Consider the following 25,333-nt stretch of genomic DNA (forward strand, 5'->3'; position numbering starts at 1 on the left):
CGGCACTTCGCCGCTTATGCCTTGGCCAATTCCGCAGACCTTTAGGCGCAATACGTCGATATCGCGCTTCGCGGTGCTCATTGTGCGCCCGAAACCGGCTGCAATAATACGGGCGTGCGCACAGTTGGACCGACGCGCGAGAGCCGCATGCCATCTCAGCATGCGGCGCGCCTCGCGTGGGACAGGAGACGTGATGAACAACATTCCGCCGGCAGCATACGACCACAATAATTCACGTCGGCGCGGGGCGCGTATTGCGCTCCTGCCGCTTGCCGCGGCGGTGCTGTGCTGCGCGGCTTCATTCGATGCGCGCGCTGCGGGCGTGTTGCCCGCGGGCGGACACTTCGTCGGCGGAAGCGGATCGTTCAGCAGCGACGGCACCACACTGACGATCAATCAGGGTTCGGGCCGCGGCGTGGTCGACTGGAACAGCTTTTCGATTGGCGGCGGCAACCGCGTGGTGTTTGCCAACGGCAACGGCGCGACGCTCAACCGCGTCACGGGCGGCTCCCCGTCCGCAATTCTCGGCACCCTGAGCGCGAGCGGCAGCGTCTATCTGATCAATCCGCAAGGAATCGTCGTCGGACCGCGAGGCGTCGTGTCGACAAACGGACGCTTTGTCGCGTCGACGCTCGATGTCGCCGACACCGACGCCTTCATGAACGGCCAGCCGCTCACCCTGTCGGGCAATTCGCGCGCGGGCGTGGTGAACCTCGGCACGATTGCTTCCGGCAACGGCGACGTCTTCCTCATCGCGCGGCAGGTGGCCAATGCCGGCACCATCAGCGCGCCTAACGGCACCGTCGAACTGGCGGCGGGGCAGCAGGTGCTGCTGCAGGATTCGTCGTCGGGCAGGCAGGTGTTCGTGCAGCCGGGCCAGCCGGGCGCGAGCGCCGCCATCGTGAACGGCGGCCTGATTCAGGCGGCGCAGATCAGCCTGCAAGCCGTGGACGGCAACATCTACGCGCTCGCCGGCAATCACGAGGCCATTCGCGCGACGGGCACCGCCATGCGCGACGGCCACGTATGGCTCGTCGCGGCGCACGGCACGTTGCAACCGGGCGGCGTGATCGACGCAACCGGCGGTACGGTGGACATGAGCGCGGACACGCTCGCGTTTCCGACTGGCGGCACGACGGTGCACGCCAATCAATGGAACATCGCGACACCCGCCTTCACCGTGGACGACAGCGCGGCGCGCGCGCTCTCCACGAGCCTCGGCACCGGCACTTCCGTCAACCTGCAAACCACCGGCGCGAACGGCGGTTCCGGCGACATCGACGTGAATTCGGGCATTGCATGGCAAGGCAATGCGTCGCTGACGCTCGCGGCGTATCGCAACCTGAGCATCGCGCAGGGCGCAACCGTCGCCAACCACGGCGGCGGCAACCTGACCTTGCGCGCGGATGCCGCGAGCCTCGACAACGGCGGCAGCGTCGCGAATCGCGGCGTGATCGACTGGTCGGGCAGCACGGGGCTCGTCAATGCGCTTTACGACATGAACGGAAGCTACAGCGCCGGCACTCTGCTCGGCAATCCCGCGTGGACGGCCGCGCCGGCCAGCGGGCAGCTCATGCAGATCACAGCCTACAAGCTCGTCAACAATGTGACGGACCTGCAGAACATTGCGCAGGACCTCGCCGGCAACTACGCGCTCGGCACGGACATCGACGCGACCGGCTACACGCTCGCGCCAATCGGCAATCACGCGACGCCCTTCACCGGCCAGTTCGACGGCATGTGGCACAACGTGAACAACGCGCACATCGAGATCGCCGACTTCAGCAAGGACTACTCGTCGGGACTCTTCGGCGTGGTGGGGACGGGCGGCGTGCTGCGCGACGTAGGCGTGGAAAACGGCTATGTCAGCACGAGCTTTCTCGGCAGCGGCCTGCTGGCCGGCGTGAATCAGGGCGTGATCGCCAACGCGCACTCGAGCGGCGCCGCGAGGGAGATTTACCAGGACGGCACCACATTCGGCGGACTGGTGGGCCGCAACGAAGGCAGCGTCGAGCGCTCGTGGAGCAGCGCGGCGATCTCGGGCTCGGACGCGAACGGCGGCCTCGTCGGCTACAACCTCGGGTCGATCACGCAGTCGTATGCAACGGGCAGCGTGAGCCCGGTGTTCTCGACCGGTTACGGCGGCGGGCTCGTCGGTATCAATGATGGAACCGTCAGCCAGTCATTTGCGACCGGCGCCGTCCAAACCCGCTTCATGCCGACGCACGGCGTGATTGCGTTCGGCTCCGGCACGCTCGCGCCGGACGTCTACTGGAACACGCAGACGACAGGGCAGGCGGCGAGCGGCGGGAGTCTGCCGCCGTCGAACGGGCTGACCACGGCGCAGATGAGCGACCCGGCCAATTTTGCGGGCTACGACTTCGGCCCGAACGGCGTATGGGCGATGCCGGCCGGCGCGACGCATCCTGTGTTGCGCTCGCAGCTTGCGCATTAAGCGGCGCGCTTTATTCGCGGATACACCGGCGCGCGCGCTCGGCCCGCGTGGCGCAATGCCCGCTTTGTGCGTGATGGCGGCGCTACACGCTTCGGCAGTATTCGCGCAGGCCTGGCGCGACGTTGCCCCAGCACCCCCGCCACCGACGCCGCGCACGGCGCCGTCGCGACCTTCGGCGCCGGCGGAGGAAAACTCCGCGCAGATCGCAGTGAGCCGGCTAGAAGGGCTGGTGTTCGAGGCCGCGGGCGCAAGCACGCCTCGGGCGGCCGCGCAGCCGGGCATCGCCGCGCACGGCCTGCCTCTACTGAACGCCGCTTTTCTGCATTCGTTCGACGACGATCTCGGCCAGCCTCTCACCTTTGCACGCCTTGGCGAGATTCGCCGCGCCGTGGTCGAGCGGTATCGCGCCGCCGGCAAGCCGCTCGTGGATGTGTATGTGCCCGAGCAGGATGTGAGTGCCGGCGTCGTGCATATCGCGGTCGCGGAGTTTCGGCTGGGAGAGGTGCGCACGAGCGGTAACCGCTATTTCTCCGACGACCTGCTCAAACGCGAGATGCCGCTCCAGCCGGGCGGTCCGATTCTGCAGTCCGAGGTGTCGCTGGGTCTCGCGGTGCTCAACGCGAATCCGTACCGTCGCGTGGATGCGGTCTTCGCACCAGGCCAGGCCGCCAATTCAACCGACGTGATCCTCCAGACCGACGACCGTCTGCCATGGCGTGTGAACGCAGGGTACGACAACGCCGGCGTGCGCGAACTCGGCCGCGACCGCTTCTTCGCCGGCATTGACTATGGCAATCTGTTCGGGCTCGATCAGCACGCCGCCTATCAATTCACGGCGAGTAACGATTTCTTCAGCGGCAATCCTGACATTGAGGGGCGCCCGAACCGCGCGCGCTTCATGGCCCACGCGCTCAGCTACGTCGCGCCGCTGCCGTGGCACGACAGCATCGAACTGTTCGGCGTCTACGCGCAAAGCACGCCGCGTCTGCCGGACAGTTACGGGCAAACCGGCACCTCCGCGCAGCTCAGCGTGCGCTACGACTGGCGTGTGCCGGCGACAGGCGAGACCGCGCAACTCGTGCAGTTCGGCTACGACTTCAAACGCAGCAACAACGATCTGGAGTTCGGCGGCTTTCAGGTGTTCAACTCGAACACGCACGTGCATCAATTCGTGCTCGCATACGATCTGAGCCAGCCGGACGATAGAGGCGCGACGCATGCATCCGCGATGCTCGTGGCCAGTCCTGGCGGGCTGGACGGCTCCAATACCGACAGCGCTTTTCGCGCCGCGCGGCAAGGCGCGACGGCCCGCTACGCGTATCTGCAACTCGCTGCTCAGCGCGCGTTTGCGCTGGGCGGCGGCTTTACGTTGAGCGGGCGAGGCACCTTCCAGTGGACGCCGAATACGTTGTTGCCGAGCGAGGAAATGGGCTTGGGCGGAGAGTCGAGCGTGCGAGGCTATGAGCCGTATGTCGTGTTGGGCGATCGCGGCTGGAACGTGCAGGCCGAATTGCGCGCGCCTGCTTTGCCGTTCGGCGCGAGCAGCGCGGCCGCGCAGCCTTTCGTGTTCGTCGACGCCGGCCATGTGTGGAATCGTATCGATCAGCCCGCGGAGGCGAGCCACGGGTCGCTCGTCAGCATCGGCGCGGGCTTGCGTTTCCAATGGTCGCGCTTCGTCGATGTTCGCTGCACCTATGGCGTGCCGCTGCGCGCGCCGACGCCCGGTGGATCGAAGGCGCCCATGGTGCTGCTCTATGTTTCGATAGGCAGCTAGCTAAAGCGCCCAGAACACGTTAGATATGTTTGAAGACGCTGCTCGCGAGCTTGCGCAGTTCGTCGAACTGGGTGACGAGTTCGAGGCATAGAACGAAGGCCAGCATCGCGGAAGGGCCGGGGTAGCGTTCGGTCCATCGCAATAGCGGCGCCGCGGAGCGCGCGCGAACGGCTTCACGTGTCATGACATAAGCGATGGCGATGCCGATTGCGGCGCCGACGAGCAGGTCCGTTGGATAGTGAAAGCCGAGATAGGCGCGCGGAAGGCAGATAAAAAGCACGGTGTACGCCAGCGCGAGCAGACCGATTCGCTTCCACACCAGAAAGATGCCTGTGGCGATTGCCATCCACAGCATGGCGTGGTCGCTCGGGAATGAGCTCCACGATGTCAGCAGCGCGTCTTTCGACACGCTGGTCGGAAAGTGCAGATTCAGTTCGTGGCTGTAGACGGGCCGTACTCTGAACGGCAACCAGTGCGTCAACGCTCGTCCGACGAACAGCGCGACGAGGCCGCTGAGTACCGTCGCAATGACCATTTCGCGGCGCCATTTCGTTCGCTCACCTGATTGAAACCACATCCACCACAATACGGGAATGAGCAGCAGACCCTTAAAGGTGTACAGATCGGCGACTGTTTCAATGGCGTGGGTCGTGAAGAACCCGAAGTGAATGTTTGAAAGATACTTTTCGATTGTTGTATCAAAGCTATTCATTCTTTTGTGAGCATTTAAGGCTTGTAGTAAAGGGCTGAAACCGTCTCCCTGTGTTGCGGCTGCTGCGTCGTGCAGCAGATTCTTGACAAAACGGCTACTGGTTAGTGTACCTGATCACTAATGATCGACAATTTTTCACCAGATGTCCCGTTCGCCTGGCTGCGCCCGGCACGACGTATCATCGCCGCAGAGGCCCGGATTTCATGCGTCAGGCGTGGCGTGCAATGCGCGCACGCGCTGCCGCCGGACCTGTCACACGGTTTGCTGTATCTACTGTTCACGAACTACGGCGCGTGTGCGACGCGCGTCACGCATGAAAGGAGCGGCAAATGCTGACGCAGAGAACGAAGGATGTTGTAAAAGCTACGGCCCCCGTGCTGGCGCAGCATGGATTGCCCATCATCACGCGCTTCTACGAGAGACTGTTCGACGCTCATCCCGAACTGAAAAACGTATTCAACGTGGCGCATCAGAATCAGGGCCAACAACAGCAGGCGCTCGCGCGTGCGGTCTATGCATATGCCGAGAACATCGAGAATCCCGGCAGCCTCGCAGCCGTGCTGAAAAACATCGCCAACAAGCATACGAGCCTCGACGTGCGGCCCGAGCATTACCCGATTGTCGGCGAACATCTGCTCGGCGCGATCAAGGACGTATTGGGCGATGCGGCGAATGAAGAGATCATTTCGGCCTGGGCGCAGGCTTATGGCAATCTTGCGGACCTGTTGATGGGCATGGAAAGCGAACTGCGTGAGAATTCGACGCAACAGTTGGGCGGCTGGACCGGCTGGCGCAAGTTCGTGGTCAAGGAAAAGCGGCCCGAAAGCAGCGTGATTACCTCATTCGTGCTGGAACCCGCCGACGGGCAGCCCGTGGTCAACTTCGAACCGGGCCAGTACATCAGCATTGCCGTCGAAGTACCTTCGTTGCAATTGCAACAAATTCGCCAATACAGTCTGTCCGACATGCCGAACGGGCGCAGCTATCGCATTTCGGTCAAACGCGAGGATGGCGATGCCTCGCGGCCGCCGGGTTATGTGTCGTCGCTGCTGCATGAGCATGTGAACGTTGGCGACGAAGTCAGGCTCGCCGCGCCGTACGGCACGTTTTATATCGACGTCCATGCAAAAACGCCGATCGTGCTGATCAGCGGCGGCGTCGGTTTGACGCCGATGGTGAGCATGCTCAAGCGCGCGATTCAGGATCCGCAGCGACAGGTCGTGTTCGTGCATGGCGCACGCAATGGCGCGGTCCATGCAATGCGCGACCGGCTTCGGCAAACCGCGGCGACGTATGCGAACTTCAAGGCAGTGGTCTACTACGAAAACCCATTGCCGGGCGATGTAGCAGGGCAGGACTACGACCGCGCCGGCTTCATCGATCTCAACGAACTCCGCGACCTGATCCTGCTGCCGGACGCGGATTACTATGTGTGCGGCCCGATTCAATTCATGCGCCTGCAGCACGATGCATTGCGCGCAATGGACATTCCCGAAACGCGGATTCACTACGAGGTCTTCGGCCCTGATCTGTTTGAGGAGTGAACATGCCGTGGTGCGTTGAGCCCTTATTTCGAGTGTCTAGGCGGCCAGTTGCTTGTGGAAGAAGGTCGTGCCGCAAAAGCGGCCGTCGGGCATCAACGCATAATTCGGCACTTCGCCCACGCGTTGCCAGCCCGCGCGCTCGTAGAGCCGCTCGGCATCGCCTCCCGTGACCGTGTCGAGCACGAGCACGGATTTGCCGGCGCGTCGCGCTTCGTCGTCCACGGCGGCCATGAGCCGCGCGGCAACGCCCTGACGTCTCGCTTCACGGTGCACGAGCATCTTCGCGACATCCGCGCGATGGGGCTGATTCTCTGGCTGCGCCGTGATGAGCTGCACCGTGCCGACGACCTTGCCGTCGGGATATTCGGCGACGAGCAGTATTCGCTCGTCGCGGATCACGCCATCGGCGACGTGCTGCCAGAATTGCCGCGCGGTGTCTTTCGAAATCGGCAACATGAAGCTGACCGACGCGCCGCCCTCCACGCAATCGATCAGCAGATCGGCGAGCGGTTCCACGTAACGTATTGCCTCGTCGGCAGTGATGCGCCGCACCGCTATCGTTTCAGTCATCTTTGGCTCCATGAGTCGAAAGGCATGCTGGATCGTGCTGCAAGGCATCGCGCACAGCGCTCCTCATCGCCGACTAAAACCAATCAATCGCTCGTCGTCTTTCGATGATGCTCGGGCGCTTTTGCGGAGGCGAAATACGTCTGCAACGCCGGGGCCGAGCGGTCGCTCAACGAACAGATTCGTGCGAGCCAGTCTGCTTCGGCGGGCCATTCGCCTTCCACCACGCGCGGATAAATCTGGCGCAGGAACTGATGCAGCGCCCGGGCGCCGATATTGCCGCTGACGCCGAGCAGTATGTGCAGCGCCTCCCGCGTCGAATCGAGGTCGCGCGCCGCGACGCTCGTCGCGAGCGTCGCCACCGTCGAGCGAATCTGCTCGATGCCATTCAGGAACGTCTGGTCGAGCAGGTCAAGCGCGACCAGTTCCTGAAGATGCTTCTCGTCGAGCAGCGGACCTTCGCTGAGCGGCATGGACTTGCCGGCCGGCAACGCGCCCTCGTGTGACGAAGCTGCGTCTGCAGACAGATGTTGTGCCCGATGCCGAGCGAACTGCCGCGCGAGCGCCGCATACAGCGCGCCGATCTGCGCGGGCTTCGTCATCACTTCGTTCATGCCGGCGGCGAGGCACCGTTCCACCGCCTCCATGTCGGTCTGGCTCGTCAACGCGATGATCGGCACGCTCGCGTACGCATCGGAACGCGCGCGGATGAGCGACGTGGTCTCCACGCCGCCCATACCGGGCATGTTCATGTCGATCACGATCGCGTCGATCGCGGCGCCTTCCTGCAGCCGGGCGAGCACAGCGGGGCCATGTTCGGTTTCCACCACTGTTGCGCCGAATCGTTCGAGATAGCCTTTCGCGACGAGTCTGCTGTACGTGTCGTCGTCGGCGAGCAGGATCGTCTTGCCGGCAAAGCCGTCAAAGCGCTGGCTGCGTCCATGCTGATGACCGTTCTCGAACAGCTTGCGCAGCACGCCGATCAACCCGACCATGCTCGCCGATTTGCTGACGAACTCATCCATGCCGGCGCGGCGTGCCAGAACCCGCGCCACGTTGCCGGGCTCCGCCGTGTACGCGACGACAATCACGTTGCAGTTCGGATTGCGCCGATCCGCGCGAATGCGCTCGGTGGCGGTGTAGCCGTCCAGTCCCGGCATGTTGATGTCCATCAGCACCAGGTCCCACGCCTGTCGCTCGCCGAGCGCGGCGAGCGCCGCCTCGCCGTCGGCCGCTTCGCGCGGAAGCGCGCCTGCCTTCGACAACGCGCGCTGAACGCGCTTGCGGTGATCCGCATCGTTGTCGGCAACGAGGATACGTTTGCCTTGAAGGAACGGCGCCGCGTGTTCGAACACTTCCTGCTCGTGGCGTGCAACCTCCGCTTCGGAGACGGGCGGAAACTCCAGCGTGAACTGGGTGAATTGGCCGACTTCGGAGCGACAACGGATACTGCCGCCGAACGCGCGCATCGCGCGCTGACAGTAAGCGAGCCCGAGCCCGGTGCCGGCTGAATTGCCTGCGGTGCGGAACGGCTCGAAAAGATGCGGCAACATCTCGGGCGCAATGCCGGGGCCGGTGTCGTGAACGATCACCGTGTGCCGATCCACCGTGAGTGTGAGCGTGGCCGAAGGGTGCGCGGCAATGTGGTGAAGCGCGTTCTTGATCAGATTGAAAAGCGTGAACAGATAGACGGTTTCATCGACCTTGAAGGTGAAATCTTCCAGCACCGCGAGTCTTACGCGGGCACGCTCGTTCTGGTCGCCGAAGCCGTATTCCTCGAGCGCCTTGCGCGTGGCCGCCGCCGCGCTGACATACGTGAATTGATCGGAGCGGATGGCTTTGGCGCTCACTTCGTCGAGCGTCATGGCGATGATGCGCAAGCCGCGCTCAATGGAGAGCTGGCCGTGCGCCAGATGCCGATACAGCAGCGCGGTGCGGCGCTGCGACGCGTGGTGGTCCATGGCGGCCGGCAGTACTTCTTCCACTCTATCCAGAACATGCTTGAGCTGGCTGAGGGGATTGCGCATTTCATGAGCAATGGAGCCCGCGAGCGCACGCAGCGCGCCCGTGCGCGCCTGCGCGACGATTCCCTTCAGATTGCTGTATGAGAACGTGATGCCCGCGCAAATGCCGAAGGTGAAAACCGGCAGATAAGTGTAGAGAAAGAGATGCGCATCCACATGAACAGCTTGCGGAATGACGATGCGGGCGCACAACACGGCAGCGCCGATGCCGAGCGCCAGATTGAGTGACAACGCAACGAACGATGGAAAGATGGCGATCAGAAAGAAGACCATGCCGAGCTCGGCCATCGACCAGAGCATCGAATAGTCACCCGCCAGCAGATAGTAAGTGAAGAAAAACGGTAGCGTGTAGGCTACCGTTGCGAAGTAATACCAGGGCAGGAGGCGCGCTACCGGAGCGGGCCAGAAACGGCGCAACAGCAGCAACGCGCAGCTTGCGGTGCCGACAACGCGCATCAGTGCGTTCTCATTCGGCTGCGGATCCACAAAGGTCCACCAGAACCAGTACACCGGATGTCCCAGCGTGCCGATCAACCCCACAGCCAGCACGCTGTAGTCAGATACTTTGGCAGCTTCGGACACCACCCGGTTGAGATAGCGGATGCCCCCTGAAATGGCTTTCATGTCGCGTTTTGAATTTATTGACGTGGCCTCAGAACCTGAAGCTGCTAACGTTGAATGACATGCCAGCACTGCCGACCCAGCACAGCACTCTGTCTCCCCGTTTCAATTCGCCGTTGTCCTTTGCCATGGCAATGGCGGCGGGAATGGAGGCCGACACGAGATTCCCCGTCTCCGGATAGATGTGATACATCTTGTCCTGAATGCCCACCTTTTCTCCATAGCCGTGCCACGCCGCCTTGGAAGACGCATGGGTAAAGACAATGTCGATATCTTTCTTCGGAATTGGCAGTTTAGCGAGTACGGCGGAGAGTTCGTCGGAATTCTTGTGAAGCTCGTGGCCGAACGATGTAAAACGCATGTCGCCGTTTTTCCCGATTCGCTCCGACGGGTGGCAATAGCCTTCATAGCCGGGAATGGGAATGGTGCAAAGGTCGGAAACCTCGGGCTTTCCGCGAAAGGCAAAGCTGAAGTTCTCCGGCTCCTTCGCCACGAGCAGCGTGGCGGTGGCCGCCTCGCCGATCGTGAAGGACGGCAATGTGTATTCGATTTGCGCCTGATTCTTCAACGCAAAATTCCCCGGGTAGAGTGGACCGCCTGCCAGCATATTGAATTCGGCATTCACGATCATAGCGTTTCTGTACTGACCGCACTTGAACAAACTGTCGATAATCGACATGGCGCGGGTCCAGCTCATGCAGGCGTCCACCACGTCGAAGCATTCCGCATTGATGAAACCGAGCGTGCTCGCCATCATGTGGCTATTGCCCGGCTCAAGAAAGCCTCGGCCGATGCCGACATAAATAAACAGCTCGATGTGCTCGGGCCGCAAATAGGTTTCCGACAACGCCTTGCGCGTGGCCATGGCGACGTGGTCGATGGGCGACTCGTGGCTGTCGCACCAGCGCCGGTTGACGAGCCCGCTTCGATCGAGCAGCGTCTTGATGGTGCGAATGCCCCGGTCGATGTCGCCCTCATAGCCGGTGGAATGAAACCGGATCATATCGGCGACTTCGTCATTGGTGACGACTCTGGAAGGCAGGCTGACGGCCACGTTCTTGATAAGCATAAACAATCCATTAAAGAGGGTTTATTGGTGGAGGGAGTCTCGTTCGCGCACGTAGCGCGCGCCTGTCATCCGGCGCCCGCTTTTACAGCGCTCGTACATTAACGCGTCCACCGCAACTGGCGAAATACCGTCGCCCTCGGTTGGATCATTTAATCGACGTGAAAAGCGGCATTCGGCTAGAACCGCTCGATCATCCCCACTTGCACGCCGCGAACCGGCGCGCCGGGATAGGCCGTCGGCAGGCCGGTCACGTTGACGCCGCGCAGCGTGAAGGTGGCGTCGCCATGATTGCGCAGCATCGCGCCGCTCGCGTAGAGCGTGAGTTTCGGCGAGAAGTCGTATTCGCACGCCACGCTGAACTGGTCGGCGTTGTCGTCGCCGCCCGAGCGATCGCGGGCATACGCATAGCCCAGCGAAACCCGCAGGCGCGGCGAGAACGCGTAGCGCACGGAGACCGACAGACCGTCGTCGTGATAGCGCGGCGCACCGCCGTCGCCGTTGAAGAACGACATGTAGGCGGTGGCTTTGTCGAAGCGGTACGACACACCGCCCAGGTTTGCGCGCAAGGTGGTGCCGCCATGCGTCTGCTGATGCGCATAGGCAATGCGCAGCGGCCCATTGCGGTACGCAAACGTTTCATAGTCGCCGGAAACGCCGTTGCCGTTGCCGCTGTCGCGCAGCGCGACCATCACGGTCGTGGTGAAGCCGTGAAAGTCGGGCGACAGATAGGCGATGCCGTTATCCGTGTACGGCGTGATCTTCGAGAGGTTGTTGAGCCCCGAGGCGATGGTGCCTGCGCCGAAGGCGTCGAGCTGCCCCTTGAACGGGATGTAGATCGGCGAGTACTGGCGGCCGACGCGAACTTCGCCCCACGGCGCGCCGACGCCGATCCACGCCTGGCGATTGAAGATCGTGCCCGCGGTCGAGAAGGTGCCGTCAGCCGAGCTGAAGCCGTTTTCGAGCTCGAACAGAAGACGCGTGTCCGAATCCAGTTGCTCGGCGCCGCGCAGGCCGATTCTCGAACCGCGGTACGCACCCGAGTCGAGGCGCGGCGTCCAGGAAGAGCCGGGATTCGTGACTTCGATACTCGTGTCGATCGAGCCGTATAGCGTGACAGTGCCCTGTGCGTGAGCGGCCGGCGCGGCGAACCAGCAGGAGCCAGCCATGACGACACTTAGGACGAGCCGCGCGGGACAGCGGTTGCGTGAACGAAAGGCCTCAGTCAGGCACATAATCCTTTTGATGGAATAGCCGCGATACACAAAGAAAAATGAAAGCGACGGCTTGCGCGCGTTGGGCAGCCGCCGCTCGACATGATAGCTGCGGTGGCCAATGCGTGATGCACTGGATACTCGACGTTGCGCGATTTGCACGCGCGGGAAGTTCTGCGACGCCCTCGCCGGCCTGATTTTCCCAATCGAATCGTTATGGCCGAAGTCTTGGAGAACGATAAAGCCACAGGCTTTCGGCGGCAGTTTCTTTTATGCGGCATGCATTAACTCTGCCGACATCTGTCCATTCGCCAATAAGCGACCCGCTCTAACCAAAGATATTCGTTTATGTCAACACTCAAGATTTTCGCTCTGCTGCCGTTTAACCCGGTGCGCGATTTTGCGCGGGCCTATCGAGAGTTGAACAACCATTTTGCGGACTTGAATCTCCGCACGCTCAAACTACAAAATGAAAATGAAACAAAAACTACCTTTGATTATGTCGTTGCTGGGTTCATTCGCGCTTGCCGCATGCGGCGGCGGCGGGGGCGGCAGTTCTTCGACCACTCAGGCCGCTGCGCCGGCCGCGAGTGCACCGTCGGCACCGTCCCCGGCATCCACGCCGACCGTGACGGGCGAGGCACTGCCGAGCCTCGCATCGCCGCAGGCGGGGTCGACCGCGGCGACAGGGAACGGATTCGAAGGCATCTGGACGGACACGACGTCGTCGCGCGTCACGGCGATGATCGATCCGGCGAACAACATCTCCTACCTGAGCGGCCTGTTCTCGTTCGTCACGTCCACCTTCTTCGGCGCCGCGACCACGGCTGCGCCGAACTGGACGCTCACCAGCGGCTTCGAAGTCATGAGCAACCTGCGCTACACCGCCACGGCGGGTAGCGGGACGTATGCCGCGAATCAAACCCTGACCGGCAGCTATGTCGCGAACGGCAGTACGGTGAATCTGTCGTTGAAATACGATCCGGCGAACGCACTGGCGGTCTCGCAGTCGAGCGTCACCGGCACGTGGGCGCAAAACTCGACCACACTCACTGTCGACGACGCCGGCGGTTTCACCGGCAACATTCTCGGCTGCGCGGTCTCGGGCACGCTGACGTTGACCACGCCGGGTTCCAGCAAGAACCTCTATACGCTGACGATGACGGGCACCACGAGCACCTGCACGCTCGCGTCGGGCGTGACGTACACGGGCAACGCGGCGATCACGTTCTTGCCGGTCACCGGCAGCACCACGCTGTACCAGCGCTCGATCATTTATCTGGTGAAGGCAACCGACAATTCGGTGATCGCGTACGGGCAATTGACGAAGCACTAAGCCGCCCGCGGGCCACGGCAGGCATGAATGTGCCGTGGCCCGTCTTCTCTGTCATTCCTGCATTACTCCCTTACTCCGGCGTCGCCTATATTCGTAATATGGCTGGCGGCCCCGCACGGCGCCTCGTCGCGCCGTCTCACGCCGTGTCGCCGCGGCAACCCGCCGCCGGCGACCTGCCGCCAACGCCACACCGGCCATCGTGCGCGATTTGGCCCCGATCATGCCGATAAAGCGGCGCGTGGCTCTTGCTGGCCCTACAATGAGCGCCTTAACAGTTGACTGAGCGTGCATCGGCGATAATTCTTATCTGGGAGGCACGACAGTCCGCTGTCGCGCGAAAACGAGGAGAAAGGCAATGTCACGGCAGAAGTCGACCGCCCGGGAGGTAGCCGGATCACCTCCCACGGTAAAAAGCGACCTGCGTTTTCCGGTGGTGGGGATCGGCGCTTCGGCCGGCGGGGTTACCGCCCTGAATACATTTTTCGAGAATGCCCCGACGGGCATGGAGATGGCGTTTGTCGTCGTCGTGCATCTGCCGTCGGAACACGCCAGTCACTTCGACGCGATCCTGCAACGCACGACAGGCATGCCCGTGCGCCAGGTGACGGCCACCATGCCTCTCGAGAAGAACCATATTTACGTGATCGCACCGGGCAAGCGGCTCGAAATGTCCGACGGCTGCCTCCGGACGCTCGACCAGGAACAAGCTCCCGGACCGGCTTTCACGATCGATCATTTTTTCCGCACGCTCGCGGATGCGCACGAGCGGCACGCAATCGGCATCGTCATGTCCGGCGCGGGGTCGGATGGCGCCGCGGGACTGAGCCGCATCAAGGAAGCCGGCGGCATTACGCTGGCCCAGACGCCGAGCGACGCCGAGCACGCCGAGATGCCCCAGCATGCGATCGCCACCGGCCAGGTCGACATCGTGCTGCCGGCCTCCGAAATGCCGCAGCGGCTGCTGGAGCTGTGGAGCAACGCGCAGCGCATCCAGCTTCAGGACCTCGAAGGCGCGGAGGCGTCGAACGACACCGGCAAGGCGCTCGTCAACGATCCGGAACGCGCGCTCTCCGACATCCTCATGCACTTGCGCGTGCGCACCGGCCACGATTTCCGGCTATACAAGCGAGCCACGGTGCTTCGGCGCATTGAGCGGCGCATGCAGGTGAACGGCCAGCGCGACCTGATGGGCTACCGGGACTTCCTGCGCGCAACGCCCGACGAGGCGCATGCACTGCTCGGCGACATGCTGATCGGCGTCACGCAGTTTTTCAGGGACCCGGACGCGTTCGAATATCTCGGCCGCGAAGTGATTGCCTCGCTATTCGCCGAACAGCCGCCGGACGGCCAGGTGCGAGTGTGGGTCGCGGGCTGCGCGACCGGCGAGGAGGCTTACTCGATCTCGCTGCAACTCGCGCAGGCACGCGAAAAAGCCGCATCGGGCCGCTCGATTCAGGTCTTCGCGACGGACATCGACGAAGCGGCGATTGCCCGCGCGCGTACCGGTTCGTATCCGCTTGCCATTGCGAGCGACGTGCCGGCGCCGCTGCTGCAACGCTATTTCACGCGGGAAGGCGCTCATTACGTCGTGACCAAGGCCGTGCGCGAGCGCATTCTCTTCGCGCCCCACAGTCTGCTGCGCGATCCGCCGTTTTCGCATCTGGATCTGATTTCGTGCCGCAACGTGCTCATCTATCTCGAGCGCGCGGTGCAGCGGCAGATTCTCGAACTCTTCCACTTCGCGCTGCGCCCGAACGGCTATCTGTTCCTCGGCACGGCGGAGTCGGCTGACGCGGCCGACGATCTCTTCGTCGTCGTGGACAAGAAGTGGCGCATTTACCGTGCGCGCGCCGTCACGCATCGTGCCAAGCCGGCAATGGGCTTTCCGCCGCTGCTGCAGTCCGACGTCGGCGCGAGCGAGGAGCGGGCGGTTCCGCTGCCGCTTTCGCGGCAACCGGCGAGCCCCGCGCAGCGCAACTTCTCTTACGCGGAACTGCATCAGCGCGCGCTCGAAACGTATTCGCCGCCGAGCGTGATTATCGACCGTGAATCGAACGTGGTGCATCTGTCGGACAACGCCGGGCGCTTCTTGCGGCACGTCGGCGGCGAGTTGTCCAGCAACATCATGACGCTCGTGCTGCCCGACCTGAGGCTCGACCTGCGCACCGCCATTTTCCGGGCGCTGCAAACGCGCACGAGCGTGGAAGCCCGCCGGGTGAAATGGGTGCACGACGGCCAGGTCTCGTGGATCAACATGACGGTGCGGCCGTTTCACGACGCCGTCGCCAATGCGGAGTTTCTCCTGATCGTATTCGACGAAGTTGCCGGCCACATGACCGACGAAGAACAGGTCGAAGCGACCGGCCAGGACCCTGTGCTCGCCCAGCTGGAGCAGGAGTTGCAGCACAGCCGCGAACAGCTGGCCACGATCATCGAGCAGTACGAGACGTCGGTGGAAGAACTGAAGGCGTCGAACGAAGAACTGCAGGCGATCATCGAGGAACTGCGCTCCACGAGCGAAGAGCTGGAAAGCAGCAAGGAAGAATTGCAGTCGGTCAACGAGGAATTGACTACCGCCAACGCGGAGATGCAGGCACGGATCGAAGACACGGCCAAAGCCAACGACGATTTGCACAACATCATCGCGTCGAGCGAAATTGCCACGGTGTTCGTGGACAAGGAAATCAGGGTCAAACGGTTTACGCCGAACGCCACAGCCATTTTCAATCTGATCGACTCCGACCTCGGGCGCTCGCTCTTCCATATCACGCATACGCTGCGCTATCCGACGCTTGCCGACGACGTCAGGCAGTCGTTCCAGTCTCTGCGGCTGACCGAGCGGGAGATTCAGAGCGAGGCCGGCCGCTGGTATCTGATGCGGCTCCTGCCGTATCGCACGGCGGACGATCATATCGACGGCGCGGTGATCACGCTGATCGACATCACCGACCGTCACGAAGCCGAGGAAGCCGCGCGGGCGGGCGAGCGGCGCCTGCGCCTCGTCGCGCAATCGACCAAAGACTACGCGATTGTGATTCAGGATTCCGCCGGAACGATTGTGAGCTGGAACGCGGGCGCGGAACGGATTTTCGGCTATTCGGAAGGCGAAGTGGTCGGCCAGAACATCGAGCTGATCTACGAGCACAACGACCGCCAGGCGCTGCTGCCCGCGCAGGAGCGCGACATCGCCGCGAAGGACGGCCGCGCCGACGACGAGCGCTGGCACCGCACGAAAGACGGCCGCCGCATCTTCTGCAGCGGTGTGGTGACGCCGATTGTGGATACGTCATTTAACGGCTTCGCGAAGATTCTGCGCGATCTGACGGCGCGCAAACTGCGGGAGGACGCGAGCCGCGAAGCGCTCGCCCGCGAGCAGGCGGCGCGCGAGCAGGCGCTGAGCGCGAACCAGTTGAAGGACGAGTTCATCGCCGTGTTGTCGCACGAGTTGAAACATCCGCTCAATCTGATCGGCGTGAAGGCGGAAATGCTTCCGCGCTTGCCGGAAGTGCGCCACCTGCCCGCCGTGTGGGATGCGGCCGCGTCCATCCGGCACGCGGTGCGCAGCCAGGCGCAGATCATCGACGATCTGCTCGATCTCTCGCGAATCCAGACCGGCAAGCTCGCGCTCGAAGTCTCGCGGGTCGATCTGGCGGCTTTGATCGCGGATATCACTGACACCTGCGAGGAAGACGCGCACGCCCGCGGCATTACGATGCAGGTCGAGGTTGCAGACGAGCCGGCCATCACGCTTGCCGACCCCGTCCGTTGCGAGCAGATTCTCTGGAACCTGCTGTCCAACGCCATGAAGTTCACGGATTCCGGCGGACACGTGGAGGTGCGTCTGTCGCGCGACGGCCGCATGCTGCGCCTTGAAGTCACCGACAGCGGCCAGGGCATCGAGCCGGCCACGCTGCCTTACATCTTCGATATGTTCCGCCAGACGCCGCGCGGCCGCAGTCGCGGCGGTCTCGGCATCGGCCTTGCGCTCGTGAGGCAGCTTGTCGAGATGCACGGCGGCCACGTCAAGGCGGAGTCGGACGGTCCGGGCCACGGCACCAGAATGACGGTATGGCTGCCCGCCATAGAAGACGAGCGCGGGCAGCTGCGCGACGCCATCGGCAAGCACCGCACTATCGCCGGCCTGCACATCCTGCTGGTCGAGGACGATGCGGAAACGGCTGCCTCGCTGACCACGCTGCTCGAGCTCGAAGGAGCGCGCGTCAGGACCGCCGGCGACGGTCTGGAGGCGCTGCGGATGCTGGCGGAGGAACCGGTCGACGCGGTCGTGTCCGACATAGGCATGCCGCACATGGACGGTTACGAGCTGATCCGCAAGATCAGGTCCGATCCGGCCGTCAGCGGTGTTCACGCGATTGCGCTGACAGGGCGGAACCGGCACGACGAGGTTCAGGCCGCGCATGAGGCGGGATTCAACGCTCATCTGGCGAAGCCGCTGGAATTCCAGCAATTGCTGGATGAACTCGGCGCGCTGACGCCGGACGGGCGAGCCGCAGGCGAGAACCGGCGCGCACAGCTGACGCCGGACGCGCGACGCACCGGGAAGTGATGCGGGCGCCGGGTCGGCTGGCGTCTCCGTTATGCAGGCCGGGCGCGCTGGCCCGGCCTGCGCTTGCTCAGGGCGCGCTATCGGAAGACTCGTCGCCGCTCCCACGCAGCCGCGCAATGTTCTCGACGATGGCTTCGCGGTGCAGGGCGAACTGCACGAGCGTCGCCCGCATGGCCGTGAGCAGCGCCTCGGCGCGCTCCTTTTCAGTACCCGCCGGCAACGACGCGGCCAGTGCCTGCTGATGCTCGATCCGGCGCGTCGCCTCGGCGATATGTACATCGGCCTGGCGCAAATTGATCAGTTCTTCGGATAGCTTCACGATTGCCTCCCGCGTTGCATGCCCTCGCAGAACCTGCCGCGCCCGTCCCGTTCAGGTCTGGAAATTGCGCCGATACGACGAAGGAGGCCTTATGGCTCATCGCGACATTGTAGTTATCGGAGCATCGCGTGGCGCGCTTGCCGTGCTCAGAAAACTGGTGGCAGGCCTTGCTCCCGATCTTGGCGCATCTGTTTGTATCGTGCTGCACATCGGCCGACATCACAGCATACTGCCGGAACTTCTCTCGCGCGCGGGTCCGCTGAAGGCAAGCCATCCGCAGCAAGGCGAGCGGATGGAGCGAGGCAGAATCTACATCGCGCCGCCCGATCGACACATGGTGGTGCGCGACGGCCAATTCCGGCTGCTCGATACCGCGGCTGAAAACTTTGCGCGTCCGGCGGCGGACCCCTTGTTCCGCTCAGCCGCCGCCGAGTACCGCAAACGTGTGGTGGGCGTCGTGCTGAGCGGCGATCTCGACGACGGCGCGGCGGGTCTCGCCGCCATTCGTGCGCGCGGTGGCTATGCGGTGGTGCAGCGCCCCGACGATTCCGAGGCGCCTTCCATGCCGCGCAGCGCGCTCGCCGCGGCGGGCGCGGACGCCGTCGCGGGTCCTGACGATCTCCCACAGGTTCTTCATGCTGCGGTGCAGGGAGCAGCACCGCGCGAGGAGCATCCCATGACCAATCGGCCTGATCTTGACCGCGAGGCACAGCTCGGCGAAAGCCTGACGGTCTTGCCGGAGCAACTGGATGAGATCGGTGAGCGCTCGGCGCTCACGTGCCCGAGTTGCAACGGCGTCCTCTGGCGAATGTACGACGAGCGGCCATTGCGTTACCGCTGCCACACGGGGCACGCGTTTTCCTCATTGACGCTCGAAGAGGCGACCGAGCAGAGCGCCGAGGACGCGGTCTGGGGCGCCATCCGTGCGGTGCATGAGCGGATCATCTTCGCGCGCGAACGGCAGCGCTGGGCCGAGCGTGCGGGCAACGATGTGGAGAAGGCGGTCGAGCAGGCTCGCATCGACGAAAACGAGAAGCTGGCCGAGATTCTGCGCAGCGCCACGCGCGCCCAGGAGCCCTGAGGCACAATTCGCTGTCCGCCTGGCAAGAGGTACGAAATGAAGATTGCGACGAAGGTAGCGCCGATTCTGGCGGCGTCGATCGTATTGCTCGCGGGCTGTGTTGCCGGCGGCATGCAGCGAGGCGCGCAGACGCACCTGAGCCCCACCCAATGCCGCGACCTCACCGACATCAGAAACAAGGCGCCCGTCACGCACGAGCGCAGCATGAGCGAACTGGCGGCCCTGGAGATGGCGGGCTACCACCCGGAGTGGCGCTTCGACCCCTACTATCCGGCGGATCTGGAGGCGGCGCAGCGGCAAGTGGATTTCTGGTATCGGACGGAGTGCCCGCAAGCGCGGCGGTAAGCGCCCTCGGCGCCCCCCGCCGCGCTGTTCGCCGCGCTGCTCGCCCGCATTCATCGCTGCGGTCGGGTCCGGCACCGGCCCCATGCTGTCGAGAGGCGCTGCCCGCGCCGGTGCCGTCACTCCGCGACGCCTGGCTTACAGGCCGCTCACCGTCTTGACCGTCACCCACTGGCCGTTCTTGACCTGATACAAGGTGGATGAGCCGTTCTTCAGCGAGCCGTTCGCGTTGAACTCGATATGCCCGGTAATGCCGTCAAAGCTGATGCCTTGCAGCTTCGCGCGATAGTCGTCCGGTTTCGTCGAGTTGGCTGCCTGCATCGCCTTGATGGCGGTCCACGCCGCGTCGTAGCCGAACGGCGCATACGAAAGCACGTCCTCGCCGAACTTCTGCTTGAAGCGCTCGGCGAACTTCGCGCCGACGGGCGTGCTGTCGAGCGGCCGGCCGTATTCCCATGCCATTGCGCCTTCCGAGACATTGCCCGCGAGCTTGATGAAGTCGACGTCCTTCACGCCGCCGCCGCCCACGTACTGCGCTTTGAGGCCGAGCTGGTTCATCTGCTTCATGATGCCTGCCGCCTGCGGATTCAGCGCGCCGACGAAAATCAGATCGGGGTTCTTGCTCTTCAGGTTCGTGAGCTGCGTCTTGAAGTCCGTCGCCTGATTGGTCGTGTATTCGCGGTCGATGATGTCGCCGCCGTGCGCCTTCACCGCCTTCACGAACTCATCGGCTTCGCCTTGACCGAACGCCGTGCGATCGTCGATCACGGCGATGCGCTTGGCCTTCGTCGTGGTGACGGCATAGGCGCCCGCGGTGCCCGCGTTCTGTGCGTCGCTCGAGATCACCATGAAGACGTTCTTGTAGCCGCGGTTGCTGATGACCGGATTGGTCGCCGCCGGATCGATGACCGGCAGGCCCGCCTTTTCGTAGAGATCCGAAGCGGGAATTGTCGTGCCGGAGTTGAAGTGGCCGACGACGACGGACACGCCTTCGTCCACCAGCTTTTGCGCGACCTGCACGCCGACGCGCGGGTCGGCCTGATCGTCTTCGGCAACGAGCTGGAACGACACGGGCTGACCGTTGATCTTGATGCCTTGCGCCTTGGCGTCGTCGAGCGCCATCTTGACGCCGTTTTCCAGGTCTTTTCCGTAACTGGCGTTGGGGCCGGTGAGCGGCGCAGCAAAGCCGATTTTTACAACCGTATCCGCGCGAGAGGCGAGTGGTGCAACTGCGAGAAGTGCTCCAACTGCAACCGCGATAGGGGTGAAAGTCTTCGCAAAACGCATGTTGTTTCCTTTGTCGGCAAGCATGAGGTCACTGCTATGGCGTGCATGCCGGTGGGCTCGCCCGCAGTTCAAGCTCTGCGGCGCGGAGGCGGCCGGTGCACGGCTCTTGTTCGCATGAACTGCGGGTTGGGCTCCTTGTGAATAGACGTGGGTATTGAGCAAATGTGTCCGGAGAGGAAACGTCGCGATGCGCAGCAACAGGAAAGCGGCAACGCTCCTGCTCCGCGCCTTCGGCGAGCGACCCATCCGCATTACGGCACAGCAGCGTAAACCGAGGCAATCAGGACAAACACCCCCTGTGGCGTGCGACATCGCAGTGGCGGCAGTATCATGAATGAGCGCGTCCACGCGACACATCGTCGGCCGGCAGGCGCTGTGCATGCGGGCCGCGAGGATGCGCTAGCAGGGAGACGTGCATGGCTAAGCGAATCCGACTATCCATCGTGGCGGTAGGTCTCGCTTGCGCGGGATGCCTCGCGGGCATGAACGCAGCGCAGGCGAGCGACCGCCTCCTGAAACTGCTGCAGTTGCAGACCTTACGTCGCATGGCGCCCGATGCCGCCCCTGCGAAAAAGAACAGTGCCGGCGACGATACGAAGCGCCAGGATCAGGGAACCGACAACCGGCCGCCGCCCACCCAGCCCTACAATCGCGGCGCGCCCGACAACAGTGCGCCGGCGCGCAAGCCGTAGCGATGTGCGGGCGCTCCCGGCGGCGTCTGGAGAGCCGCTCCATCATGGCGACGCGTCCACGCCGAGCGCTTGCGCCGCCTTGCGCTGATAACCGCCTGTCGCGAGCAACAGGCTGCGCGAGTAGTCGCTCTGCACCTGCTGTGCGCGAACGCTTTCAATAGGCAGTTCCTCGACGATTTCTCCATTGCGCATGATCGCCACGCGCGAGCACAGAAAGCCGACCACCGCGAGATTGTGACTGACCAGAATCATGGTCAGATTGCGTTCGCGGTGCAGGCGCTTCAGCAGGTTGAGAATCTCGGCTTGCACGGAAACGTCGAGCGCGGACGTCGGTTCGTCGAGCAGCACGACGCGCGGCTCGACAATCAACGCACGCGCGATGGCGACCCGCTGCCGTTGTCCGCCCGACAGTTGATGCGGATAGCGAAAACGGAATGACGGATCGAGGCCCACTTCACGCAGCGCATTGAGAATGCGCGTTTCCTGTTCGCCCATCCGGTTGATGTTGAGCGGTTCTCGCAGCGTCTGGTCGACCGTGAAGCGCGGATGCAGCGAGCCGTAGGGGTCCTGAAAGACCATCTGCACGTGGCGTGCGCGCGCGTCGCGATCCGGGCCGGCGATATGCACCGAGCCCTCGGAAACAGGCGCGAGTCCGCTCAGCGCGCGAAGAATGGTCGACTTGCCCGAGCCCGATTCGCCCACGAGGCCGAAGACCTCGCCCGCCGCGACCCGAAAGCTGGCGGCGCGCACTGCATCGACGGAGCCGGCGGCTGTCCTGAAGCGCACAGTCAATGCATCGACGCGGATCATCGCGGCACTCCTTGCTGCCCGGCAGGCTCGTTGAACCACGCGGCGTCGCGCGACAGCACAGGCAATTCGGCGGGCGGGTCGACGAGCGGCGGATTGGCGGCAAGCAGCCCGCGCGTATACGGATGCTGCGCGTTCACGAGATCGCGCGCGGCACAGGTTTCGACGACGCGGCCCGCGTACATCACCACCACGCGGTCGCAGAACGACATGACGAGCGGCAGGTCGTGACTGATGAAAATGAGGCCCGTCTGATGCTTTTCGATCATTTCATCGAGCACGGCCAGCACTTGCATCGAGACCAGTACATCGAGCGCGCTCGTCGGTTCGTCGGCGATCAGGAGGCGCGGGCCGGTGGACACCATCATCGCGATCATCACGCGTTGCCCCATGCCGCCCGACAACTCGTGCGGATACGAGCGCGCAACGCGTTCCGGCTGGCGAATGTGCACCGACTCGAGCGCACTCACGATCTTTGCCCGCATTGCACGGCGGCCGAGCTTCGGCTCGTGCAGCGCGAACGCTTCGCGCATCTGCTGCTCGACGGTCATGACCGGGTTGAGCGAATACTTCGGATCCTGCAGAACCATGCCCATTTGCGAGCCGCAGAAGCGGCGCCGCCGCGCGGCCGGCATGGCGAGCATGTCCTGCCCGTCGAAGCGGAGCGCTTGGGCGCTGCAATGCGCGGCGGGCGGCAAGAGACCCAGCAGCGCGCGGCCCGTGAGCGATTTGCCCGACCCCGATTCGCCGACGATGCCGAGCCGCTCGCCTTTTTTCAGCGTCAGCGACACGCCGCGTACCGCTTCATTCAGCGTGCCGTCGTGCGCGCGAAAGGCAATGCGCAGATCGTCGATTTCACACAGCGGAGCGTCCATGTCAGTCTCCATGGCGCGGATCGAACACGTCGCGCAATCCGTCGCCGAGCAGGTTGAACGCGAGACTCACGAGCAGAATCGCAAAGCCCGGAAGCGTGGCGACCCACCACGAATCGAGCAGCACGTTGCGGCCGGAAGCGACCATGAAGCCCCATTCGGGACTCGGCGGTTGTGCGCCGAGCCCAAGAAAGCCGAGACCGGCGACGGTCAGAATGATGCCGGCCATGTCGAGCGTGGCCCGCACGATCACCGACGACGTGCAGAGCGGCATCACATAGCGCAGCAAAATGCGCAGATTCGACGCGCCTTGCAGACGCGCAACCTGGATGAAGTCTGCCTGCACGAGCCGCAAGGTCTCGGCGCGCGCAAGACGGGCGTACGCGGGCCACGCGGTGATGGAGATGGCGATGACGGCATTGATCACGCCCGGTCCCAGCGCCGCGGCGAAGGCGAGCGCGAGCACGATCTTCGGAAAGGCGAGCGCGATGTCGGTGATGCGCATCAGCACGTTATCGACCCAGCCGCCGAAGAAGCCCGCGGTGGTGCCTATCATGAGGCCGATCGGCACCACCACGACGACCACGAGTATCGCTATCGACAGCGTAAGCCGCGAACCGTAGATGATGCGCGAGAGAATATCGCGCCCGAGCTGGTCGGTGCCGAGCCAGTGCGAAGCGGAGCCGGGCGGCAGCAGCCGGTCCGACAGCACCTGACGCAGCGGGTCGTGCGGCGCGATCCACGGTCCGATCGCCGCGACGATCACCAGCACCAGCAGAATCGCAAAGCCGAACACAGAAAGTGGATTGCCCGCGAACCGGCGCCAGCGTCGATACGCGAGACCCAGCGCGGCCTGCTTGCGCGACGCGGGCGTGCCCGTGAGCAGCCACGCTTTCCACGTGCGGCGCGGGGCGTTCATCGGCCAGTCCTGCGTCGAACGTTCAAGGGGAGGGCGCACGTGAATAGTCTCCGTTGCATCAGCGGGCGCGCGGATCGAACACGCGATAGAGCGCGTCGGTCAGCAGATTCAACGCGATGAAAGTGGCGCCGATCACGAGCGTGCTGCCGAGCACGGCGTTCATGTCGGCGTTGAGCAGCGCGCCCGTCAGATACGAGCCGATGCCCGGCCACGCGAACACGATCTCGGTCAGCACCGAGCCTTCCAGCAGGAAGCTGTATGAGAGCGCGATCACCGTCAGCAGCGGCACAGCGATATTGCCGAACGCGTGCACCCACACCACGCGTCGCTCGGGAACGCCCTTCGCGCGCGCCGTCGTGATGTACTCCTGATTCAACTGATCGAGCATGAACGAGCGCGTCATCCGGCTCAGATACGCGACCGAGTAATAGCCGAGTATCGCGGCGGGCAGTGCGATATGCGAGAGCGCATTGAAGAACACCTCCCATTCGCCGGCCATCAGCGAATCGAGGAGCAGGCTCCCGGTGCGCGAGTCCACCATGCCGTCGAACACGGGGTCCAGCCTGCCGGGCCCCGACACCCAATGCAGCTTCGCATAGAACAGCAACAGCCCCATCAGACCGAGCCAGAACACAGGCACGGAACTGCCGATCAGCCCCACGAAGCGCGCCACGTGATCGATCCAGCGGTTGTGGCGCGTGGCGGCGACGACGCCTAGCGGCACGCCGACCAGCACGCCGCCGATGGTCGCCAGCGTGGCCAGCTCGAGCGTGGCGGGAAAGACCCGCCGGATGTCGTCGAGCACCGGATTGGCCGTGAGCAGCGAGACGCCCAGGTCGCCGTGCAATACCGCATTCACATAGATCAGGAATTGCTCGGCGAGCGGCTTGTCGAGACCGAGCTGCACGCGCGCGGCCGCATAGGCGCTTGCCGACGCGCGATCGCCGAGTATCGCGAGCACGGGATCGATCGGCACCTTGCGACCGATTACGAAGGTCACCGCAAGCAGCCCGATGAAGGTCACGGCGAGCGTCAGCACCCAGCGCAGCACGCGCAGCGTCCAGCGCACGCTTGCGCGGCGCGCGGACGCTGCGCGAATGCGGTCGATAGGAGTCGGAATGGTCGACATGGTCA

At 63.7% G+C, this 25,333-nt stretch carries 19 protein-coding genes; 8 read left to right on the forward strand and 11 right to left on the reverse strand.

Annotated elements, in window-relative coordinates:
• The first annotated feature begins 193 nt into the window (after positions 1–193).
• Both ACEN8U_RS03485 and ACEN8U_RS03490 read left to right on the forward strand, forming a co-directional pair.
• Positions 194–2,455 (forward strand): filamentous hemagglutinin N-terminal domain-containing protein, encoded by a 2,262-nt coding sequence (locus tag ACEN8U_RS03485; protein WP_368608148.1) that lies wholly within the window; start codon positions 194–196, stop codon positions 2,453–2,455.
• A gap of 55 nt (positions 2,456–2,510) precedes the next feature.
• Positions 2,511–4,229, forward strand: coding sequence for a ShlB/FhaC/HecB family hemolysin secretion/activation protein (locus tag ACEN8U_RS03490; protein ID WP_368608147.1), 1,719 nt, complete (start codon positions 2,511–2,513; stop codon positions 4,227–4,229).
• 19 nt (positions 4,230–4,248) lie between these two features.
• Here ACEN8U_RS03490 and ACEN8U_RS03495 read toward each other — a convergent pair whose 3' ends face one another.
• Positions 4,249–4,941, reverse strand: a complete 693-nt coding sequence (locus ACEN8U_RS03495) for a phosphatase PAP2 family protein (RefSeq protein ID WP_368608146.1) — start codon at positions 4,939–4,941, stop codon at positions 4,249–4,251.
• Positions 4,942–5,270: 329 nt separating this feature from the next.
• Between ACEN8U_RS03495 and hmpA the strand changes: the two genes are divergently transcribed.
• Entirely contained in the window at positions 5,271–6,485 is a 1,215-nt protein-coding gene (gene hmpA, locus ACEN8U_RS03500) for an NO-inducible flavohemoprotein (RefSeq protein WP_368608144.1), read from the forward strand.
• Positions 6,486–6,521: 36 nt separating this feature from the next.
• Here hmpA and ACEN8U_RS03505 read toward each other — a convergent pair whose 3' ends face one another.
• The 4 genes from ACEN8U_RS03505 to ACEN8U_RS03520 all read right to left on the reverse strand — a co-directional run bounded on the left by ACEN8U_RS03505 (position 6,522) and on the right by ACEN8U_RS03520 (position 11,932).
• Positions 6,522–7,055, reverse strand: a complete 534-nt coding sequence (locus ACEN8U_RS03505; RefSeq protein WP_368608143.1) for an N-acetyltransferase family protein — start codon at positions 7,053–7,055, stop codon at positions 6,522–6,524.
• Positions 7,056–7,138: 83 nt separating this feature from the next.
• A complete protein-coding gene (locus ACEN8U_RS03510; RefSeq protein WP_368608142.1) occupies positions 7,139–9,700 on the reverse strand; it encodes a hybrid sensor histidine kinase/response regulator in 2,562 nt (853 codons plus the stop codon).
• Between the two features lie 28 nt (positions 9,701–9,728).
• On the reverse strand, positions 9,729–10,751 hold the full coding sequence (locus ACEN8U_RS03515; protein WP_368577632.1) for a 3-oxoacyl-[acyl-carrier-protein] synthase III C-terminal domain-containing protein: 1,023 nt from the start codon (positions 10,749–10,751) through the stop codon (positions 9,729–9,731).
• A 191-nt stretch (positions 10,752–10,942) separates the two neighbouring features.
• Positions 10,943–11,932 carry a porin gene (locus ACEN8U_RS03520; protein ID WP_368608141.1) on the reverse strand — a complete coding sequence of 330 codons (990 nt, stop codon included), beginning with the start codon at positions 11,930–11,932 and terminating at the stop codon, positions 10,943–10,945.
• Between the two features lie 514 nt (positions 11,933–12,446).
• Between ACEN8U_RS03520 and ACEN8U_RS03525 the strand changes: the two genes are divergently transcribed.
• Together ACEN8U_RS03525 and ACEN8U_RS03530 are read left to right on the forward strand one after the other, a co-directional pair.
• Positions 12,447–13,313 (forward strand): hypothetical protein, encoded by an 867-nt coding sequence (locus tag ACEN8U_RS03525; protein ID WP_368577630.1) that lies wholly within the window; start codon positions 12,447–12,449, stop codon positions 13,311–13,313.
• Positions 13,314–13,668: 355 nt separating this feature from the next.
• On the forward strand, positions 13,669–17,880 hold the full coding sequence (locus ACEN8U_RS03530; protein ID WP_413657309.1) for a chemotaxis protein CheB: 4,212 nt from the start codon (positions 13,669–13,671) through the stop codon (positions 17,878–17,880).
• A 67-nt stretch (positions 17,881–17,947) separates the two neighbouring features.
• On the opposite strand, the gene ACEN8U_RS03535 is transcribed toward ACEN8U_RS03530, so the two are convergent.
• Positions 17,948–18,199: a hypothetical protein gene (locus tag ACEN8U_RS03535; RefSeq protein WP_013591000.1), complete on the reverse strand. Its 252-nt coding sequence runs from the start codon at positions 18,197–18,199 to the stop codon at positions 17,948–17,950.
• A 91-nt stretch (positions 18,200–18,290) separates the two neighbouring features.
• Between ACEN8U_RS03535 and ACEN8U_RS03540 the strand changes: the two genes are divergently transcribed.
• Entirely contained in the window at positions 18,291–19,280 is a 990-nt protein-coding gene (locus ACEN8U_RS03540; protein ID WP_368608182.1) for a chemotaxis protein CheB, read from the forward strand.
• Positions 19,281–19,316: 36 nt separating this feature from the next.
• Positions 19,317–19,625 carry a hypothetical protein gene (locus ACEN8U_RS03545; protein ID WP_368608139.1) on the forward strand — a complete coding sequence of 103 codons (309 nt, stop codon included), beginning with the start codon at positions 19,317–19,319 and terminating at the stop codon, positions 19,623–19,625.
• A gap of 135 nt (positions 19,626–19,760) precedes the next feature.
• Here ACEN8U_RS03545 and ACEN8U_RS03550 read toward each other — a convergent pair whose 3' ends face one another.
• Entirely contained in the window at positions 19,761–20,909 is a 1,149-nt protein-coding gene (locus tag ACEN8U_RS03550) for a branched-chain amino acid ABC transporter substrate-binding protein (RefSeq protein ID WP_013590997.1), read from the reverse strand.
• A 416-nt stretch (positions 20,910–21,325) separates the two neighbouring features.
• Here ACEN8U_RS03550 and ACEN8U_RS03555 point away from each other — a divergent pair, with 416 nt between their 5' ends.
• Positions 21,326–21,601: a hypothetical protein gene (locus ACEN8U_RS03555; protein WP_028359618.1), complete on the forward strand. Its 276-nt coding sequence runs from the start codon at positions 21,326–21,328 to the stop codon at positions 21,599–21,601.
• A 42-nt stretch (positions 21,602–21,643) separates the two neighbouring features.
• Here ACEN8U_RS03555 and ACEN8U_RS03560 read toward each other — a convergent pair whose 3' ends face one another.
• From ACEN8U_RS03560 to ACEN8U_RS03575, 4 genes are read right to left on the reverse strand one after another with little or no spacing between them, the layout of a single operon-like run.
• Positions 21,644–22,411, reverse strand: coding sequence for an ABC transporter ATP-binding protein (locus ACEN8U_RS03560; protein ID WP_014972433.1), 768 nt, complete (start codon positions 22,409–22,411; stop codon positions 21,644–21,646).
• Positions 22,408–23,283 carry an ABC transporter ATP-binding protein gene (locus tag ACEN8U_RS03565; RefSeq protein WP_309587738.1) on the reverse strand — a complete coding sequence of 292 codons (876 nt, stop codon included), beginning with the start codon at positions 23,281–23,283 and terminating at the stop codon, positions 22,408–22,410. Before ACEN8U_RS03565 ends, ACEN8U_RS03560 begins: the two co-directional genes overlap by 4 nt.
• 1 nt (position 23,284) lies before the next feature.
• On the reverse strand, positions 23,285–24,199 hold the full coding sequence (nikC, locus tag ACEN8U_RS03570; protein WP_013590993.1) for a nickel transporter permease: 915 nt from the start codon (positions 24,197–24,199) through the stop codon (positions 23,285–23,287).
• 58 nt (positions 24,200–24,257) lie between these two features.
• Positions 24,258–25,328 carry an ABC transporter permease gene (locus tag ACEN8U_RS03575; RefSeq protein WP_368608138.1) on the reverse strand — a complete coding sequence of 357 codons (1,071 nt, stop codon included), beginning with the start codon at positions 25,326–25,328 and terminating at the stop codon, positions 24,258–24,260.
• Positions 25,329–25,333: the final 5 nt, after the last annotated feature.

The organism is Paraburkholderia phenoliruptrix (genome assembly GCF_047325075.1).
GTDB classification, from domain to species: Bacteria; Pseudomonadota; Gammaproteobacteria; order Burkholderiales; family Burkholderiaceae; genus Paraburkholderia; species Paraburkholderia phenoliruptrix.

What these genes read in the sequence shown, in the direction of transcription:
- ACEN8U_RS03485 (WP_368608148.1), top strand. Translation starts at nt 194, where the DNA reads ATGAACAACATTCCGCCGGCAGCATACGACCACAATAATTCACGTCGG.
- ACEN8U_RS03490 (WP_368608147.1), top strand. Translation starts at nt 2,511, where the DNA reads ATGCCCGCTTTGTGCGTGATGGCGGCGCTACACGCTTCGGCAGTATTC.
- ACEN8U_RS03495 (WP_368608146.1), bottom strand. Translation starts at nt 4,941, where the DNA reads ATGAATAGCTTTGATACAACAATCGAAAAGTATCTTTCAAACATTCAC.
- hmpA (WP_368608144.1), top strand. Translation starts at nt 5,271, where the DNA reads ATGCTGACGCAGAGAACGAAGGATGTTGTAAAAGCTACGGCCCCCGTG.
- ACEN8U_RS03505 (WP_368608143.1), bottom strand. Translation starts at nt 7,055, where the DNA reads ATGACTGAAACGATAGCGGTGCGGCGCATCACTGCCGACGAGGCAATA.
- ACEN8U_RS03510 (WP_368608142.1), bottom strand. Translation starts at nt 9,700, where the DNA reads ATGAAAGCCATTTCAGGGGGCATCCGCTATCTCAACCGGGTGGTGTCC.
- ACEN8U_RS03520 (WP_368608141.1), bottom strand. Translation starts at nt 11,932, where the DNA reads ATGGCTGGCTCCTGCTGGTTCGCCGCGCCGGCCGCTCACGCACAGGGC.
- ACEN8U_RS03525 (WP_368577630.1), top strand. Translation starts at nt 12,447, where the DNA reads ATGAAAATGAAACAAAAACTACCTTTGATTATGTCGTTGCTGGGTTCA.
- ACEN8U_RS03530 (WP_413657309.1), top strand. Translation starts at nt 13,669, where the DNA reads ATGTCACGGCAGAAGTCGACCGCCCGGGAGGTAGCCGGATCACCTCCC.
- ACEN8U_RS03540 (WP_368608182.1), top strand. Translation starts at nt 18,291, where the DNA reads ATGGCTCATCGCGACATTGTAGTTATCGGAGCATCGCGTGGCGCGCTT.
- ACEN8U_RS03545 (WP_368608139.1), top strand. Translation starts at nt 19,317, where the DNA reads ATGAAGATTGCGACGAAGGTAGCGCCGATTCTGGCGGCGTCGATCGTA.
- ACEN8U_RS03550 (WP_013590997.1), bottom strand. Translation starts at nt 20,909, where the DNA reads ATGCGTTTTGCGAAGACTTTCACCCCTATCGCGGTTGCAGTTGGAGCA.
- ACEN8U_RS03555 (WP_028359618.1), top strand. Translation starts at nt 21,326, where the DNA reads ATGGCTAAGCGAATCCGACTATCCATCGTGGCGGTAGGTCTCGCTTGC.
- ACEN8U_RS03560 (WP_014972433.1), bottom strand. Translation starts at nt 22,411, where the DNA reads ATGATCCGCGTCGATGCATTGACTGTGCGCTTCAGGACAGCCGCCGGC.
- ACEN8U_RS03565 (WP_309587738.1), bottom strand. Translation starts at nt 23,283, where the DNA reads ATGGACGCTCCGCTGTGTGAAATCGACGATCTGCGCATTGCCTTTCGC.
- nikC (WP_013590993.1), bottom strand. Translation starts at nt 24,199, where the DNA reads ATGAACGCCCCGCGCCGCACGTGGAAAGCGTGGCTGCTCACGGGCACG.
- ACEN8U_RS03575 (WP_368608138.1), bottom strand. Translation starts at nt 25,328, where the DNA reads ATGTCGACCATTCCGACTCCTATCGACCGCATTCGCGCAGCGTCCGCG.